Here is a 13,557-nt window from a genome sequence, read left to right on the forward strand (position 1 = left end):
CCGGTGGCACCGGTCTGCTCATTGTAGGTCGGTGCGACGCCCGTTCGAGGGTCTCCCCGAAGCGCTCAGGATGCCGCGGGCGAATCGATCGCGCCGTCGGCCCCCGCCTGCTCCGGGCCGGCCTCCGGCCTGGTCACGTCGAGCACGTCGACGACGAGCACCGTGACGTTGTCGCGCCCGCCGTTGCCGAGTGCGGCGTCGAGGAGGTGCTCGGTCACGCGTTCGGCCGACCGGTCGGCCATCAGGAAGTGGCGGATGCCGTACGACGTGAGCTCCTTCGTGAGCCCGTCGGAGCAGATCAGCAGGCGCATGCCGGGTTCGACGGCGATGGCGCGGTAGTCGGGGATCGGCGATTCGTGGAAGCCGACGGCTCGCGTGATCACGTTCGAGTGCGGGTGCGTGTCGGCCTCGTCTCGGGTGATCTGCCCGGCGTCGACGAGCTCCTGCACGATCGAGTGGTCGACGGTCAGCTGCTCGAGCACGCCGCCGACGAGTCGGTAGACCCGCGAGTCGCCGATGTTGAACACGATCCAGGCGGGCTCGTCGGAGATGAGGCCGAGTGCGGCGCCCGTGACGGTCGTGCCGCTGCCCTCGTCGGTGACGCCCGTGCCGCGCTCCATGTCCTGCACCGCGAGCCGAAGCGACTGGTCAATCTCGGCCGTGCCGATCACGGTCTTGCCGCCGTGCTCGGCGAGGCGGGTCACCACGGCTGCGCTGGCGAAGTCGCCTGCGGCGTGGCCGCCCATGCCGTCGGCGACGGAGAAGACCGGAGCCTGCGCGACGAAGCTGTCCTCGTTGACCTGGCGGCGGTGGCCCGTGTCGGTCGCCGCGGCCCACGAGATCGTGATCCTCGTGCCGTCGGGCAGCACGATCGGATGACGGGTGTTGCCGTTTCCGATCTGTGTCACGAGTGGGGCCTGTCGGTTCGGGTCGGACGGGGTGCTTCGTCGCTGGCTGGGAGGACCTCGATGATCGTACCGTCTCCGAGGTCGAGGGAGCTGCCCGGCACGACGACGATCGATTCACCGGCGCGCATCCGACGCACGCCGGTCGACGTCCGGATCACGGTGCCGTTGGTCGAACGCAGGTCGGTCGCGACCAGTCGCTCGCCCTGCACGCGGAGCTCGAGATGGGTGCCGGATATCACGCCGTTCGGCGAGCGAACGGGCACGAGCTCCGGCGCCGTCGCGGCCGCCGAGGGTGCGCGCGGCGCGAGCGGACGCCGGCCGACCAGAATCGGCACCGTGACCGTCCTCGCGAGGCCGTACCCGATCCGCACCCTCGGAGGGGCGCCTGGAGCGAACGCGCTCGGCGCGGCTTCGGACGTCGGCGCCTCCGGCCATCGGTCGGCGTCGGGATCCTGCTCGGCGTCCGCGCCGGACGCGAGCGCGACCGTGGCGTCGATCACCCCGTCGCGGAGCACCGTGTCGGCGTCGCTCGTCGGCCCGCCACCGGCATCCGCTCGGCTCCCGACGATCTGGTCGACTGGCCGCTCGACGGCCCGCTCGACGGCATGCTCGACGGGCGACCAGACGACGTCCGAGGCCCTGAGCCGGGCGCGCGCGGGTGCGATCGCGCCCGCCGCGACGCCGATCGTCGCACTGCTCGAGCGCACCGGGGCGTCGGCGCCCGTCAACCGCACGCCGGTCACGTCGCGGAACTCGGCGAGGTGCCACGGGCGGATGCCTCGAGCGTCGAAGCGTCTCGACCCTCCGGGCGAGTCGAGGTCGACGACCGCGTCGCCCCGCACGACGGCCGTGACGATCTCGGTGCCGTCCCTCGGCCACAGCACCACGGCGAAACCGCGATCGTCGAGGTCCGCGGGGCCCACGGCCGGGATCGCCTGCACGAGTCGCTCGATGCTGACATCGGCGTCGCCCGTGACCGCGGCGAGTTCGGCGAGCGCCAACTCCTCGGCGGGGGCGGCGAGCACGGCGATGAACCGGTCGCCGATGACGACGTCCCAGTCCATCGCCCCGATGCGAGACGCGCTCGTCACGGTTCCGGCGACCATGTGCCCAGTCTGCACCAGACCGGGTCAGCCGATCGCGCTCATCACGTGCTTGATGCGGGTGTAGTCCTCGAAACCGTAGTTCGAGAGGTCCTTGCCGTACCCGGAGTGCTTGAACCCGCCGTGCGGCATGTCGGACACGAACGGGATGTGGGTGTTGATCCAGACGCAGCCGAAGTCGAGGTGCTTGGCGAACCGCATGGCCCGCGTGTGCTCGGTCGTCCAGACCGACGAGGCGAGCGCGTAGTCGACGCCGTTCGCCTTCGCCAGCGCGTCGGCATCGTCGGTGAACGGCTGCACGGTCAGCACGGGACCGAAGATCTCGCGCTGCACGGCCTCGTCGTGCTGCTCGAGGCCCGTGACGATCGTCGCCTCCCAGAAGTAGCCGCGGTCGCCCTGGCGACGGCCGCCGGCGACGATCCGGGCATGGGCAGGCAGCCGATCGATGAACCCGGCGACCTGGGCGAGTTGGTTCGCGTTGTTCAGCGGCCCGTAGAGCACGCCCTCCTCGCGTGGCCCGCCCGTTCGGGCATCGGATGCCGCGTGCGCGACGAGCAGTTCCACGAACCGGTCGTGCACCGACTCGTGCACGAGCACGCGCGTGGCTGCGGTGCAGTCCTGGCCGCCGTTGAAGTACGCGGCGGTGACGATGCCGGCGGCCGCCTGCTCGAGGTCGGCGTCGGCGAAGACGATCGCGGGCGCCTTGCCGCCGAGCTCGAGGTGCACGCGCTTGAGGTCGGAGGCCGCGGCGCGCGCGACCTCCATGCCGGCCCGCACCGACCCGGTGATCGCGACCATCTGGGCGCGATCGTGGCCGAGCACTGCGGCACCGGTGGTGCGGTCGCCGGTGACGACGTTCAGCACGCCGTTCGGCAGGAACTCCGCCGCGACCTCGGCGAGCAGGAGCGTGGCGAGCGGGGTCGTGTCCGAGGGCTTCAGCACGACCGTGTTGCCCGCGGCGATCGCCGGAGCGACCTTCCACACCGCCATGTTGAGCGGGTAGTTCCACGGCGTGACCTGGCCGATGACGCCGATCGGCTCGCGGCGGATGAACGAGGTGTGTCCGGCCAGGTACTCGGCGGAGGCCCGTCCCTCGAGGTTGCGAGCCGCGCCGGCGAAGAACCGCAGCTGGTCGACGGACTGCATGATCTCGTCCGCGACGAGGCTCGCCCGCGGCTTCCCGGTGTCCTGCGACTCGAGGTCGGCGAACTCCTCTGCCCGGTCCTGCATGGCATCGGCGATGCGGAACAGGGCGAGCTGACGTTCGGCCGGCGTCGTCTCGCCCCAGACCTCGAAGGCGTCGGATGCCGCGCGATACGCGTCTCGAACGTCCTCGTCGTTCGAGATCGGCGAGGTCGCGTAGACCTCCTCGGTCGCCGGATCGATGAGGTCCAGCGACGTCTCCCCGTGCGCCTCGGCGTACGCGCCGTCGATGAAGTTCCGTACGGGTGCTGTCGTCATGATGCTCTCCTCGTCGCGATGCGCGAACGTCTGCGGTCCGTCACCGGCGGACACCGGATCCGGGCGCGGCAACCCGCGCGACACTGCCCGCCATGCTAATCGGATCCCGCGGTCTTCCGCGAGTATTTGGGTGGGAATTCGTTGCGTTCGGCAGGAATTTCGACGGAATCCCTTGCCGAAGGCCAATCTCGCTGACACAATCGGTCGCATGACGAACACGGCACGAACGGCTGCGGCGCGGCCCGTGCACCTCGACGACGTCTCGAAGGCGATCATCGAACAGCTGCAGGCCGACGGTCGCCGCTCCTACGCCGACATCGGCAAGGCGGTCGGGTTGTCCGAGGCCGCCGTCCGCCAGCGCGTCCAGCGCCTCACCGAGTCCGGCGTGATGCAGATCGTGGCGGTGACCGATCCGATGCAGCTCGGCTTCACGCGCCAGGCGATGATCGGCATCCGCGCCTCCGGCGACACGAGGGAACTGGCGGCGAGCCTCGCCGAGCTGGCCGAGATCGATTACGTCGTGCTCACGGCCGGCAGCTTCGACGTGCTGGCCGAGGTGGTGTGCGAGAACGACGACGAGCTCATCACACTGCTGAACTCGCGCATCCGCAACCTGCCGGGAGTGCGCTCGACCGAGACGTTCGTCTACCTCAAACTCCAGAAGCAGTTCTACAACTGGGGCACTCGCTAGAAGGGATCGATCATGACAGATCGTGTACGGGACAATGCCACGCTGCAGCGCATGGCCAACGACCACCTGTGGATGCACTTCGCCAGGCAGTCCACGATGCACTCCTCCGGGGTGCCGATCATCACGAGGGGCGAGGGCCACCACGTCTTCGACATCGAGGGCCGCAAGTACTTCGACGGCCTCGCCGGCCTCTTCACCGTCAACGCGGGCCACGGGCGCAAGCGCCTCGCGGAGGTCGCGGCGCGCCAGGCCGAGGAGCTCGCCTTCTTCCCGATCTGGTCGTATGCGCATCCCGCGGCCATCGAGCTGGCCGACCGGCTCGCGACCCACGCCCCCGGCGACCTGAACCGCGTGTTCTTCTCGACGGGTGGCGGCGAGGCGGTCGAGACCGCCTTCAAGCTGGCCAAGTACTACTGGAAGCTGCAGGGCCGCCCGACGAAGCACAAGGTGATCTCGCGCTCGGTCGCCTATCACGGCACGCCGCAGGGCGCCCTGGCGATCACCGGCATCCCCGCCATCAAGGAGATGTTCGAACCGGTGACCCCCGGCGGATTCCGCGTGCCGAACACGAACTTCTACCGCGCCGCGGAGATGGGCGCCCCTTCCGAGGACATCGAGGCGTTCGGCCTCTGGGCGGCGAACCGCATCGAGGAGCAGATCCTCTTCGAAGGCCCCGAGACCGTCGCCGCGGTGTTCCTCGAGCCCGTGCAGAACTCCGGCGGCTGCTTCCCGCCTCCCCCCGGCTACTTCAAGCGGGTGCGCGAGATCTGCGACCAGTACGACGTGCTGCTCGTCTCCGACGAGGTCATCTGCGCGTTCGGCCGCATCGGCCACATGTTCGCGTGCGACGCGTACGGCTACGTGCCCGACATGATCACGTGCGCCAAGGCCATGACCTCCGGCTACGCCCCCATCGGCGCGACCATCATCTCCGAGAAGCTCTACGAGCCGTTCGCCACCGGCGAGACGTCGTTCTACCACGGGTACACCTTCGGAGGGCACCCGGTCTCGGCCGCGGTCGCGCTCGAGAACCTCGACATCTTCGAGGAGGAGGGCCTGAACGAGCGCGTGCGCGAGAACTCGCCGCTCTTCCGCGCCGAGCTCGAGAAGCTCCTCGACCTGCCGATCGTCGGCGACGTGCGCGGCGACGGGTACTTCTTCGGCATCGAGCTCGTGAAGGACAAGGGCACGAAGGAGACCTTCAACGACGACGAGGCCGAGCGCCTGCTGCGCGGCTTCCTCTCGAAGGCGCTGTTCGACGCCGGCCTGTACTGCCGAGCCGACGACCGGGGCGACCCCGTCATCCAGCTCGCGCCGCCGCTCACCATCGGCCCTGCCGAGTTCCAGGAGATCGAGCAGATCCTCCGCGGAGTGCTCACCGAAGCCTCGACGAAGATCTGATGCCCCGACCCCTGCATGCCGCCACGGACGGATCCGTGGCGGCATACCGGTCGACGGGTCTCTGGTTCGACTCCCTCGTCGAGTCCGGACTCGACGAGCTGCGTCCGCGCGCCGCGCTGACCTCCGATGCCCGTTTCGACGTGTGCCTGATCGGCGGCGGCCTGACGGCGCTCTGGACCGCGTACTCGCTCATCTCGCAGGACCCGACCCTCCGCATCGCGGTGCTCGAGCGCGAGATCGCCGGATACGGCGCGTCCGGACGCAACGGCGGTTGGTGCTCGGCCCTGTTCCCGCGTACGGCGGGCGCGATCGAGCGTCGCGACGGACTCGAGGCCGCGGTCGCGATGCGGCGTGCGATGGTCGAGACGGTCGCCGAGGTCGGTGCCGTGACGCGTCGCGAGTCGATCGACTGCGACTTCGTGCAGGGTGGCACGCTCGTGTTCGCACGCGATGCCGTGCAACGTCGAGCCGCCGTCGAAGAGGTGGAGGAGGCTCGACAGTACGGCGTCGACCGCACGCGACTGCTCGGCGAGCAGGAGGTCGCCTCCCGCTTCGGGGTCAGCGGCCTCGGCGGGGCGCTTCCGACGGCGACGTTCGACCCCGACTGCGCACGCGTCCACCCCGGCAAGCTCGTGCGGGGACTCGCGCGGGTCGTCGAGGCGGCCGGCGTCACGATCTTCGAACGCACCGAGGTGCTCGACTGGGCCGCGGGTCGCGTGCGGTTCCGCGCGGTCGACAGCGGAGTCGAGGGCAGTGTCGCGGCTCGCAACGTCATCGTCGCCCTCGAGGGTTTCGGCTCGCAGTTGCCTCGTGTGCGCCGTCGCATCCTTCCGCTCTACTCGCTGATGATCGCGACCGAGCCACTGGCCGACGAGGTGTGGGACGAGATCGGCATCCAGCACGGCCAGACCTTCAGCGACTTCCGACACCTGCTGATCTATGGGCAGCGAACCGCCGACAACCGGTTCGCGTTCGGCGGTCGTGGCGCCGCCTACCACTGGGGCAGCGCCGTCGACCCCGCCTTCGAACGCGTGGATGCCGTGTTCGAGCATCTGCATCGAACGCTGAAGGAGCTGTTTCCGGCCGCCAGAGATGCCGCGGTGACCCACCGCTGGGGCGGACCGCTCGGCATCGCGCGCGATTGGCATGCCACGGCCAGTTACAACCCGCGCACCGGAGTCGGATTCGCCGGGGGCTACGTGGGAGACGGGCTCTCGACGACGAACCTGGCCGGTCGCACCCTCGCCGACCTGATCTTCGAGCGGGACACCGACCTCACGCGCCTGCCGTGGGCGAACCACCGGTCCCCGCTGTGGGAGCCCGAGCCCCTGCGCTACCTCGGCGCGAATCTCGGCGTGCTCGGCATGCAGGTCGCCGACCTCGAGGAACGGACGACCGGCCGGTCCTCGCTCGTCGCCCGCGCGGTGGGCCGGCTCACAGGCCACTGACCGCTCCGTGGTGCTCGTCCTCCGAGCCCGGGCGGAGGAACACCCATTCGGGGAGCGCGCCCGACCCGATGTGCTGCTCGAGCAGGTTCGCCATCGAGTGATCGGGTTCGATCTCGAGCGCCGCGTCGAGGAACGCGCCCGCCACCGACCCGCGCCCGATCGACCATGCGAGCCATCCCGCGATGCAGAGCGATCCTGGCCGCACGTCCTCCGGGGCGTGAGCGATCGACTCCCGCAGCACCGACAGTCCCCGCTCGACCCGGGCAGGATCCGGTCGGAGCATCGATCGACCGATGATGAGCCTGGCGAGCACGTCGTCGAGCGCATCGTCGGGTTCCGCCCCTGACCACGCTCCGTCGTGCAGCGTGCCGCACCCCTCCCTCGCGACGGCGGCCTCACCTGCCGCATCACCTCGACCCGACCGGTCGTGGGCGAGTTCGCCCATCATGCGCCCGAAGGCGATCTGCAGCATCATCGCGTCGCGCAGCGCAGGACGCGAGGCGAGGTGCAGGAGCCACGCCGCCCGTCGCGCGTCCACAGGGCGCCGTCGTGGCCTGGCGATCAGCGATTCGACGAGTTCGACCGGGTCGGCGTCACCCGCGAGTCCGGCCACGGCGGCCTCGAGGCTCGGCAGTCCGCGGAACTCGGCGATGGCCGCCGCGATCGCCGCCGCCCGCACGGCATCGACCGGCGGGAGCGCCGCGGCGCCGGAGACCGCAGCGAGCCGCTCCTCCTCTGGCACCTCGCGAAGGACGGCGCTCGCCTCGAGTATCGCAAGCGGCTGCCCGGTGGCCGGAGCATCGGGGTCCAGCAGCGAGCACCATCCGTCGGCCGCCTGGCAGAGCGCGTCCCGGACGGTGAACCCGGCGTGGCCGGCACGATCCGCCACGAGTTCGAGGAGGTCGCGCCGGGGCATCCGCCCGGCGTCGGCGAACCGCTCATCGGTGTAGACGATCGGCACGATCGCGTCGACGTCGGGGATGCGGCAGATGGTGCCGATGACGGCGGCGACGAGTCGGTCGTCGTCTTCCGCTGTGGCCGGCAGGTCGTGGCGGAGCACGCCGACGGTGCGGTTGCCGACGAAGACGACGCAGAGGAGCGAGTGCTCCGGTCTGAACCCGGCGAGGGTCGGCACGAGGGCGAGGAAGTCATGCGCCGATGCGGCGCGGATGATGGCGGTCATGCGGCCAGCGTCGGGCACCGCCGCAGGCTCGTCGCGGCCGCCAACCGACTTCCGGCCGAGGTTCGGATGCGGCCGCGCCTGTCGAGGACGAGTCGTCGAGCGTGGACCACCGCTCCTCCACAGCGCGCACCCGTCGACGAGGTCGCCCCATGTCCGATTCCCGCGAGTCGATGTCGGATGCCGCAGCTACGCTCGAACCATGACCGACCTGTTCCTCGCACGACTCGAGAGCCCCATCGGGCGGCTCGAACTCCTCGCAGACGACGACGCCGTCACCTCCCTCTCCATCGAGCGCGACGGCGCGCTCCCCCACGATGGCGACGCCGAACACCGCAACGCCGTGCTCGACCTCGCGCTCACCCAGCTCCGCGAGTACTTCGCCGGAGCGCGCACCGACTTCGACGTGCCCGTGCGCCTCCACGGCACCGAGTTCCAGCGCGCGGTGTGGAGCCGCCTGCAACTCCTGCAGTGGGGTGACGCCACCTCGTACGGCGCGCTTGCCGCCGCGGTCGGCAAGCCCGGCTCCGCCCGTGCCATCGGTGGTGCAGTCGGCGCCAACCCGGTGCCGATCCTGGTCGGCTGCCACCGCGTACTCGCCTCCGACGGCCGAATCACCGGCTACTCGGCGGGCGAAGGCGTGCCCACGAAGCTCTGGCTCCTCGGGCACGAGCAGATCGGGTTCGCCGCGTGAGCGTGATCCCCCGCCCAGAGCTCATCCGGGGCGAAGACGACGCGGTGCGCTGCGGGTGGAGCGGCACCGATCCCGAGTACCGCCGCTATCACGACGAGGAATGGGGCACTCCGCAGCACGATCCCGTGCGACTGTTCGAGAAGGTCTGCCTCGAGGGATTCCAGGCCGGGCTCTCGTGGATCACCATCCTCCGCCGCCGTCCCGCGTTCCGAGAGGTGTTCCACGGCTTCGACGTCGAGCGGGTCGCGGCAATGGGCGAGACCGACGTGCTGCGGCTGCTCGGCGACGAGCGCATCATCAGGCATCGCGGCAAGATCGAGGCGACGATCCAGAACGCTCGCGCGACCCTCGAGCTCGACCTGCCGATCGATCAGCTCATCTGGTCGTTCGCTCCCGAGCGTCGCCCGACAGCGCCGGCGACCTTCGCCGAGGTCCCGGCGGTGACGGCCGAGTCCACGGCGCTCAGCAAGGAGTTGCGTGCCCGCGGATTCCGGTTCGTCGGCCCGACCACGATGTACGCGCTCATGCAGGCCGCCGGACTCGTCGACGATCACTTGGGCGGGTGCTTCCGCTCGACGGCTCACGCAGACGCGAATGCATCCGCAGACGCATCCGCAGACACCGCCACAGCCGTCGACGACGCGGCAGCTCGACCGGTCGCGTAGCGCCGGAGCATGAGGGCCGTCAGGCGACGAGATCGAGTTCGATCGGGGCGCCGGCGTTCGCCGCGCCGAACGCCATGGCGAACCCTTCGGCACCGGCCCAGTTCACGAGGTCCTCGACCGTGGCGAGATCGGGCCGGGTCTCGAGCAGCCGGCGTGTGAAGCGACCCTTGGCCTGTTTGTTGAAGTGGTTGAGTGCACGACGGCGTCCGCCGTCATCGACCGCGACGACGCGCACGAAGACGCTGCCGTCGCGAGCGGGTGCCGGGCCGATTTCGGCGTACGCCTCGGAGCGGAGGTCGACGACGAGGCCGTCGTACGACGCGATGCGCTGCGCGATCGCCTCTCGCCAGAAGCGCTTCAGCACCACGCCCGGAACCCGGGAGTCGTGCGAGAGGCGATACGCCGGAATCGGGTCCATGGCACCCACGAGGCCGAACAGCGCCGAGTGCACGACCACCGTCTCGCCGCCGAAGGCGCGTGCGTCGGCATCGAGCGTTCCGGCATCGAGGGCGTCGAAGAGCACTCCGGTGAACCGGTCGAGGGCTGGCATGGTGGGCGATGTCCGCAAGGCCAGGTTGTGCTCGACCTCGCCCGCCAATCGCGGACCGAGCTTCAGCGCACGCATCGCCGCAGGCTCATCGGCACTCAACGCCACGAGTCGGTCGGCGAGCTCGTTCCGCAGCGGCGAGAGTTCGGTGAACGACAGCTTCGACAGGTCGAGCGGCGCACCGACGCCACCCGCGCGCTTCGTCTCCGAAGGCGGCAGGAGGAACAGCATCTACGATGCGAGGAACGCGAGCGTCGCGTCGACGTTCGCGCCCAGCGACTCGATGCTGTCGATCGACACGCGAGGAAGGGCCGAGGACGGCCCGGTCCAGGGCGCGTAGCCCTCGAGGCTCTGCTCGACGGCGCGCCAGGTCGTCTCTTCGAGATGCGGCAGGTTGCGCTCGCGCTTCGCGAGCCGGGACCGGTGCAGCGCTTCGTCGGAGCAGACGACCTCGACGACTCGAAGTCGCACCTCGGTGCGAACCGCGAGGTCACGCCACTGCAGGCGAGCCGCCTCACCGGCGTTCACCGCATCGACGATCACCGTTCGACCCGACGAGAGTTCCTTCTCGGCGATCTCTTCAGCAACGAGATAGGCCGCGAGCCCCGTGGGCTCACCGGCGTCGATTCCGGCCCGCAGAATCGCAGACTCGATCGGGTCGACCGACACGACGGTCGCCCCGAGCCGGGCGCCGACGATCTCGGCGATCGTCGACTTCCCGGCTCCGGGCAGACCCGCCATGACGACGAGTTGCGTGATGGACAGCTCACCGAACTGTCGATCGAGCGGCTGCTCCCCCGGCATCCGCTGAACCTCAGGCCAGTTCGGCGCGGGACGCGACGATCTGGACGGTGTTCGACTGCACCGAGAGGAAGCCGTCTTCGGCATTCGCGGTGATCTTCTCACCGTCGGGCAGGGACACCCGAACCTCTCCGGCGGCCAGGACCGCGAGCATCGGCTCGTGTCCCGGCAGGATGCCGATCTGGCCCTCGACCGTGCGAGCGACCACCATGGACGCCTCGCCCGACCAGATCTCCCGGTCGGCCGAGACGACGCTCACCTTGAGTGCGGCCATGCTCAGCCGTTCTCCTTCTGGATGCGAGCCCAGTTCTCTTCGACATCGGTGATGGGGCCGACGTTGAAGAAGGCCTGCTCGGCGACGTGGTCGAAGTCACCACGGGCGATCGCGTCGAACGACTCGATGGTGTCCTTCAGCGGAACCGTCGAACCCTCGACACCCGTGAACTTCTTGGCCATGTAGGTGTTCTGCGAGAGGAACTGCTCGATGCGACGTGCGCGCGAGACCGTGATCTTGTCCTCTTCGGAGAGCTCGTCGACACCGAGGATGGCGATGATCTCCTGGAGTTCCTTGTTCTTCTGCAGGATCTGCTTGACCGTCGTCGCCACGCGGTAGTGGTCGGCGCCCAGGTAACGGGGGTCCATGATGCGCGACGTCGAGGTCAGCGGGTCGATGGCCGGGTACAGACCCTTCGACGCGATGGCACGCGAGAGCTCGGTGGTCGCATCGAGGTGCGCGAACGTGGTCGCCGGGGCCGGGTCGGTGTAGTCATCGGCCGGCACGTAGATCGCCTGCAGCGAGGTGATCGAGTGACCGCGCGTCGAGGTGATGCGCTCCTGGAGGACGCCCATCTCGTCGGCGAGGTTCGGCTGGTAGCCCACGGCGGACGGCATGCGGCCGAGCAGCGTGGAGACCTCGGAACCGGCCTGCGTGAAGCGGAAGATGTTGTCGATGAAGAGCAGCACGTCCTGCTTCTGCACGTCGCGGAAGTACTCCGCCATCGTGAGCGCGGAGAGGGCGACGCGCAGACGCGTTCCCGGCGGCTCGTCCATCTGGCCGAAGACGAGGGCGGTCTTGTCGAAGACGCCTGCCTCCTCCATCTCGTGGATGAGGTCGTTGCCCTCACGGGTGCGCTCGCCGACACCGGCGAACACCGACACACCACCGTGATCCTGCGCGACACGCTGGATCATCTCCTGGATGAGGACCGTCTTGCCGACACCTGCACCACCGAAGAGGCCGATCTTTCCACCCTGCACGTAGGGCGTGAGGAGGTCGATCGACTTGATGCCGGTCTCGAAGAGCTGCGTCTTCGACTCGAGCTGGTCGAATGCCGGGGGCTTGCGGTGGATCGGCCAGCGCTCGGTGATCTCGATCTGCTCGCCGGGCTCGGCGTTCAGCACATCGCCGATGACGTTGAAGACCTTGCCCTTGGTGACGTCGCCGACGGGCACCGAGATGGCTTCGCCGGTGTCGGTGACCTCTTGGCCGCGCACGAGACCGTCGGTCGGGTTCAGTGCGATGGCGCGGACGAGGTCGTCGCCGAGGTGCTGCGCGACCTCGAGGGTCAGGACCGTGCTCGCGTCACCGATGGTGACGGTGGTCTTCAGCGCGTTGTAGATCTCGGGGATCGAGTCGTGGGGGAACTCGATGTCGACGACGGGGCCGGTGACGCGTGCGATGCGCCCGACGGCGCCGGCGGCACGCTCGGCGACCGGCGCGGTTGCGGTGTCAGTCATTCTGCTCTCTCTTTTCTGAGTTGCTACTTGGCGGCGACGAGCGCATCGGCGCCGCCCACGATCTCGGAGATCTGCTGCGTGATCTCGGCCTGGCGTGCGTTGTTCGCAAGGCGGGTGTAGTCGGTGATGAGGTTGTCGGCATTGTCGCTCGCCGACTTCATCGCCTTCTGGGTCGCCGCGTGCTTGGCCGCGGACGACTGCAGCAGCGCGTTGAAGATGCGGCTCTCGATGTAGACCGGAAGCAGCGCGTCGAGCACGGTCTCGGCGTCGGGCTCGAACTCGTAGAGCGGCTCGATCGACGCCGGCTCCTCGACGCCCTCGACGACCTCGAGCGGCAGGAGCCGCACGACCGAGGGAGTCTGGGTCATCATGCTGACGAAGCGGTTGTACACCACGAAGATCTCGTCGACGCCACCATCGGTCGCATCGCGGAGGAACGCCTCGAGCACCGCGTCGGAGATCTCCTTCGCGAGTTCGAACGACGGGTTCTCCGAGCTGCCGGTCCACTGCTGCTCGGACTCACGACGCCGGAACGCGAAGTACCCGACCGCCTTGCGGCCGACCAGGAAGTAGCTGACTTCCTTGCCGTCGGAGCGCAGCAGCTCGCTGAGCTGCTCCGCCTCGCGGAGCACCTGCGAGTTGAACGCACCCGCGAGACCGCGGTCGGACGTGAGGATCACGACCGCCGCGCGCTCGATGCGCTCGGGCTCGGTGGTCAGCACGTGCTCGACGTTCGAGTGCGTCGCGACCGCCGAGACGGCACGCGTGATGGCTCGCGAGTACGGCGACGATGCGGCCACACGAGCCTGCGCCTTCTGGATGCGCGAGGCGGCGATGAGCTCCATCGCCTTCGTGATCTTCTTCGTCGTCTGGGCAGACTTGATCTTCTGCCGGTAGACCCGAAGTTGCGCTCCCATGTCT

Annotated in this window: 14 protein-coding genes; 5 read left to right on the plus strand and 9 right to left on the minus strand. The window is 69.3% G+C overall.

Features of this window, described 5'->3' with window-relative positions; translation table 11 throughout:
• Positions 1 to 65 precede the first annotated feature (65 nt).
• From ASE68_RS13070 to ASE68_RS13080, 3 genes are read right to left on the minus strand one after another with little or no spacing between them, the layout of a single operon-like run.
• Positions 66 to 908 carry a PP2C family serine/threonine-protein phosphatase gene (locus tag ASE68_RS13070; RefSeq protein ID WP_055859377.1) on the minus strand — a complete coding sequence of 281 codons (843 nt, stop codon included), beginning with the start codon at positions 906 to 908 and terminating at the stop codon, positions 66 to 68.
• A complete protein-coding gene (locus ASE68_RS13075; protein WP_055859380.1) occupies positions 905 to 2,014 on the minus strand; it encodes an FHA domain-containing protein in 1,110 nt (369 codons plus the stop codon). The genes ASE68_RS13070 and ASE68_RS13075 overlap by 4 nt, the downstream gene beginning before the upstream one ends.
• Positions 2,015 to 2,038: 24 nt before the next feature.
• Positions 2,039 to 3,472 (minus strand): aminobutyraldehyde dehydrogenase, encoded by a 1,434-nt coding sequence (locus ASE68_RS13080; RefSeq protein WP_055861341.1) that lies wholly within the window; start codon positions 3,470 to 3,472, stop codon positions 2,039 to 2,041.
• Positions 3,473 to 3,680: 208 nt separating this feature from the next.
• Here ASE68_RS13080 and ASE68_RS13085 point away from each other — a divergent pair, with 208 nt between their 5' ends.
• The 3 genes from ASE68_RS13085 to ASE68_RS13095 are packed head-to-tail and all read left to right on the plus strand — an operon-like array spanning position 3,681 to position 7,012.
• Entirely contained in the window at positions 3,681 to 4,163 is a 483-nt protein-coding gene (locus ASE68_RS13085) for an Lrp/AsnC family transcriptional regulator (RefSeq protein WP_055859383.1), read from the plus strand.
• A 12-nt stretch (positions 4,164 to 4,175) separates the two neighbouring features.
• Positions 4,176 to 5,564, plus strand: coding sequence for an aspartate aminotransferase family protein (locus ASE68_RS13090; protein WP_055859387.1), 1,389 nt, complete (start codon positions 4,176 to 4,178; stop codon positions 5,562 to 5,564).
• The gene (locus ASE68_RS13095; RefSeq protein ID WP_055859390.1) at positions 5,564 to 7,012 is read left to right on the plus strand and encodes an FAD-binding oxidoreductase; all 1,449 of its coding nucleotides are present in this window, start codon (positions 5,564 to 5,566) and stop codon (positions 7,010 to 7,012) included. The genes ASE68_RS13090 and ASE68_RS13095 overlap by 1 nt, the downstream gene beginning before the upstream one ends.
• Here the strand turns inward: ASE68_RS13095 and ASE68_RS13100 are convergent.
• Complete coding sequence (locus ASE68_RS13100) at positions 6,999 to 8,195, minus strand: DUF4192 family protein (RefSeq protein WP_055859392.1); 1,197 nt, start codon at positions 8,193 to 8,195, stop codon at positions 6,999 to 7,001. The genes ASE68_RS13095 and ASE68_RS13100 overlap by 14 nt on opposite strands.
• 199 nt (positions 8,196 to 8,394) lie before the next feature.
• Between ASE68_RS13100 and ASE68_RS13105 the strand changes: the two genes are divergently transcribed.
• Both ASE68_RS13105 and ASE68_RS13110 read left to right on the plus strand, forming a co-directional pair.
• Complete coding sequence (locus ASE68_RS13105) at positions 8,395 to 8,886, plus strand: methylated-DNA--[protein]-cysteine S-methyltransferase (protein WP_055859395.1); 492 nt, start codon at positions 8,395 to 8,397, stop codon at positions 8,884 to 8,886.
• A 5-nt stretch (positions 8,887 to 8,891) separates the two neighbouring features.
• On the plus strand, positions 8,892 to 9,551 hold the full coding sequence (locus ASE68_RS13110; protein ID WP_082462375.1) for a DNA-3-methyladenine glycosylase I: 660 nt from the start codon (positions 8,892 to 8,894) through the stop codon (positions 9,549 to 9,551).
• 19 nt (positions 9,552 to 9,570) lie between these two features.
• Here ASE68_RS13110 and ASE68_RS13115 read toward each other — a convergent pair whose 3' ends face one another.
• The 5 genes from ASE68_RS13115 to ASE68_RS13135 are packed head-to-tail and all read right to left on the minus strand — an operon-like array spanning position 9,571 to position 13,553.
• Entirely contained in the window at positions 9,571 to 10,329 is a 759-nt protein-coding gene (locus ASE68_RS13115; RefSeq protein ID WP_055859398.1) for a YaaA family protein, read from the minus strand.
• A complete protein-coding gene (locus ASE68_RS13120; RefSeq protein ID WP_055859401.1) occupies positions 10,330 to 10,902 on the minus strand; it encodes an ATP-binding protein in 573 nt (190 codons plus the stop codon). It abuts the gene before it with no gap.
• Between the two features lie 10 nt (positions 10,903 to 10,912).
• Complete coding sequence (locus ASE68_RS13125) at positions 10,913 to 11,173, minus strand: F0F1 ATP synthase subunit epsilon (RefSeq protein WP_055859404.1); 261 nt, start codon at positions 11,171 to 11,173, stop codon at positions 10,913 to 10,915.
• A 2-nt stretch (positions 11,174 to 11,175) separates the two neighbouring features.
• Positions 11,176 to 12,636: a F0F1 ATP synthase subunit beta gene (atpD, locus tag ASE68_RS13130; protein ID WP_055859407.1), complete on the minus strand. Its 1,461-nt coding sequence runs from the start codon at positions 12,634 to 12,636 to the stop codon at positions 11,176 to 11,178.
• Positions 12,637 to 12,659: 23 nt separating this feature from the next.
• Entirely contained in the window at positions 12,660 to 13,553 is an 894-nt protein-coding gene (locus ASE68_RS13135) for a F0F1 ATP synthase subunit gamma (protein WP_055859412.1), read from the minus strand.
• Positions 13,554 to 13,557 lie beyond the last annotated feature (4 nt).

The organism is Agromyces sp. Leaf222 (assembly GCF_001421565.1).
In the GTDB taxonomy this organism is placed as follows: domain Bacteria; phylum Actinomycetota; class Actinomycetes; order Actinomycetales; family Microbacteriaceae; genus Agromyces.